We start from the raw sequence: 3,649 nt of genomic DNA, 5'->3' as shown, positions 1-3,649 counted from the left end.
GGTAATAAAAATATAAAAGCTAAAGTAGAAGAACCTTTAAGTTTTCAAGTAGAAACCTTATTTAATTTGTTATCTAAAGTAGAAGATAAATTAGCAGATGGATTTTCAATACAAGTTGGATGGTCTGTTTTTAGTTTATATAAGTATGAAGATTATTATCAAATTATCACCCGGGATTATACTAAAAACCCTTTTAAGGATACGTCAGAGGATTTAACGATTGCTTTATGGGTACAACTAGAGCAATCGCATTGCTTACGTCGATTAAATATAGAGGGAGAATTGATAAAATTTAACGATAAGATTGTGATAGCGAAAAATGTGTTGCAACAAGAAGAGTTCTATTTACAAAGATCTAGCGGGTGTGGTGAAGGTGATTCGGGTTGGTATATAGGACCTATCAATGAAGAAGAATCAGGTGAATTGGAAACCATATACGCCTACGAATTATTAAAAATGAAACCTGCAATTATTCAAGTACTAGCCTTACCGTATAATTATTTAGTAGTTTTTGAGAAAGACAAAATTAAAGCAATCTTAAATGAAAATGATGTTGAAATTTGGAGTGAAATAGAAAGATAATGTATTTATATAAGATGTCAAACAGCTAAAACGAAAATTTCCGGAGTCAAGCACTTCATTGTCAACGTATGACAATAGGTGCTTTTTTACGTGCAGTGAAGAAAAAATATAAGTTTTCTTTTTACTCTATTTCATCTTTGAATCACATGTTATAATTTGGAATATATATATATATTTTATGAATTTTCAGATAATTTAAAGGTGGTAGATTACTATATGAGTACATTAAAGAAAATCACTAACAATATTTCAAAGGTCATTATAGGAAAAGATGAATCGATTGAACTGGCAGCTATAGCTCTTATAGCAAGAGGACATATTTTATTAGAAGATGTACCTGGGACTGGAAAAACAACATTAGCAAAAAGCTTAGCGAAAAGTGTGGACGCTAAGTTTCAAAGAATTCAATTCACAGCTGATACTTTGCCTGGAGATGTTATTGGTCTCGAATATTTTGATGTGAAGGAATCGGAATTTAAAACGAGGTTAGGGCCTATTTTTGCAAATATAGTATTAGTTGATGAAATTAATCGAGCTGTACCGAGAACACAATCTTCGTTACTTGAAGTTATGGAAGAACGTACTGTTACGATTGCGAAGCAGACACATTCATTACCAGAACCTTTTTTAGTTATTGCAACGCAAAACCCTCTCGAGTCAGCGGGTACATTTCCTTTACCAGACGCTCAATTAGACCGATTTTTACTTACTATACGCCAAGGTTACCCTACGAGAGAAGCAGAAAAGGAAATGATGAGACGATTTCAAACGAATGATCCTCTAGAAGCATTACATTCTATAATTTCAACTGAAGAAATTATTGCGGTGCAAAAACGTGCAAGGGAAGTGTTAGTAGGGAATGATGTGCAAGATTATCTTCTTGAAATCATTGAGGCAACTCGTAAGCATGAACTGATTGAAATCGGTGTAAGCCCGCGAGGTACATTGGCATTTATGAGAGCGATTCAAGCACGGGCAATATTAAATGAAAGAGATTACTGTACGCCAGATGATATTAAGACGCTTGCTGCAGCCGTTTGTTCTCACCGGTTAACGTTAACGATTGAAGGGGAGATGAAAACGACGAAGGAACAAATCATTAAAGAAATTCTTCATACGATTGGTGTGCCAGTGGAGAATGTACGATGAAACAACAGCTCGTGTATACACCGTTAGCGGAACCCTTTGTAATAGGAGTTGTATCAGTTGTAGCCGTTATTTTATGTATATTCTCAAGTAATCTGCTAATTTTATCCCTCGTATTTTTATATTTAATTTTAATAGGAGCTACGCATGGATACATACGTAAAGTATCTCATGTTCAATGGGAATACAATCAAGGTAATTCGAACGTTTTTATAGGTGAAACGAATACGTGCAAAATAAAAATTTCAAACAACTCGATATTTCCTATGTCCAATATCGTATTTCGATTTAAATGTGAAAATAAGCTAACTTGGAATCATGATGAACTAAATAAAAATCATAGTACTGGTTCAAATTATTATATTAATTTAAATTTAAAAGGAGGAGGGACTGTTTCATTTGATTTGCAAGCTATAGCGTTAAAAAGAGGTATCGCGAAATGGGAAGAAGTTGAAATCGTTATTACTGATCCCTTTGGATTTATAACGAATCATATAACGTATAGTCATGTTGATACACCGTCCTATCTAGTTTTACCAGCTGTCCCAAAAATACAAGTGCCTGAATTACAAGAATGGTCACGCGGATTTCGAAAAGCAATGTCTTCTCCGCTATATGATGAAACGAAAGTAATGGGAGTGAAATCTTATGAAAATGAAGATTTTCGTTCTATCCATTGGGGTGCAACAGCAAAAACAGGGACGATAACTGCGAAAAAATATGAACGGACACAATCTGATAAATATGCGATTTATCTTAATTTACAAAATAAAAGTGGCGTTTCTTTACGAAATGATATTGAAGAGCTTATTGAATTAACAGCAGGCATATGCAAGCAACTGCTTTTGCAAGATTGTTCATTTGAATTATGGATTAACAGCGTGAAAGGTAACGGATTGTTGCATGTAAAAAATGGGGATAATCGGAAACATTTGCAAAATGTATTAAAGGTACTTGCCTCAATATCGGATCAAGATACGCCTGTATCATCTTCTTATTTTTACACAGCTGGATTTCGTCGAAAGGAATTGGGTGCGGTTCCTTTAATTCTTGGTACTTCTCCAAAGAAATATAGTAGAACGAATAAATGGATTGTAATTAAAGAATAAGAAAGGGCTTATGTCATGATTAATAAAAAGAGGCATATGAAGGTGAAGTTTTGGAGTGTAAAAGCTTTAATCATACTTTTCTTTGCAATTAGTGCGATAACGTTATCACAAGGTGTTGTGCATGTACAAGGCATAGTAAAAGAGCGTTTTTTTAGTGAGAAGAAATCTGAAAAAATTTATAAGGAAACAATAAACAATGAAAATAATGAAGATTATGGCACTGGCAGACCTTTGGAAAATACAAAAGTAGGAGAAAATAGGGATAGGACGCCAACGGGTAAAAAATTTAAAGGTTTTAAAAAGGAAAATTCATGGGGAGACGTATTTTCTTTTCTTTCAAATTCATGGATTACTGTAGTTTTTTATGTAGTTATTGCAGTGGCAATCATATATTATTTCTACAAGTATGTTAGGAAAAGGTTAACGAAAACAGAAATAGAACAGGAGAAACAATCTGAAACAAAAGAGAATGCGGTAAGAATCGTAAAGAATGAAACAGCCATCCATCAGTCAGAGCAGTCACTACCTACAGATACGATAAGGAAAACGTTAGTTGAATGGGAGAGAACTTTACCATTTTATGAACAGAGAAGGTCTTATGAAACGATACAACAATGGTTAAAACGAATATGTCGAACGAGAGATATTATTCCGATATATGAGTCTGTTCGTTATGGTGAAAAGACGTATACGGAGTTAGATGTGGAAAAAATAATGAAGTGGGTAGAGGATGGTGGGAAAGGGCTGCATGAATAGTAGAATGTACTATATCAAAATAAAAAAGATGGCTGAGTTAATCTGAATATAAAAAT

Annotated in this window: 4 protein-coding genes; all 4 read left to right on the top strand. The window is 33.8% G+C overall.

Annotation, left to right across the window (positions count from 1 at the left end):
- Positions 1 to 582: immunity protein Imm33 domain-containing protein (locus AB3X48_RS19285; RefSeq protein WP_367959821.1), on the top strand; the 582-nt coding region annotated here is incomplete at its 5' end.
- Positions 583 to 798: 216 nt separating this feature from the next.
- Positions 799 to 1,731 carry an AAA family ATPase gene (locus AB3X48_RS19280; protein ID WP_016105233.1) on the top strand — a complete coding sequence of 311 codons (933 nt, stop codon included), beginning with the start codon at positions 799 to 801 and terminating at the stop codon, positions 1,729 to 1,731.
- Positions 1,728 to 2,837: a DUF58 domain-containing protein gene (locus AB3X48_RS19275; protein ID WP_367959820.1), complete on the top strand. Its 1,110-nt coding sequence runs from the start codon at positions 1,728 to 1,730 to the stop codon at positions 2,835 to 2,837. The genes AB3X48_RS19280 and AB3X48_RS19275 overlap by 4 nt, the downstream gene beginning before the upstream one ends.
- A gap of 15 nt (positions 2,838 to 2,852) precedes the next feature.
- Positions 2,853 to 3,593 (top strand): hypothetical protein, encoded by a 741-nt coding sequence (locus tag AB3X48_RS19270; protein WP_033714726.1) that lies wholly within the window; start codon positions 2,853 to 2,855, stop codon positions 3,591 to 3,593.
- Positions 3,594 to 3,649 lie beyond the last annotated feature (56 nt).

The sequence above is a fragment of the Bacillus sp. S4 genome (genome assembly GCF_040838205.1).
Lineage (GTDB): Bacteria > Bacillota > Bacilli > Bacillales > Bacillaceae_G > Bacillus_A > Bacillus_A cereus_U.
This window is presented reverse-complemented; position numbering and strand designations above follow the sequence as displayed.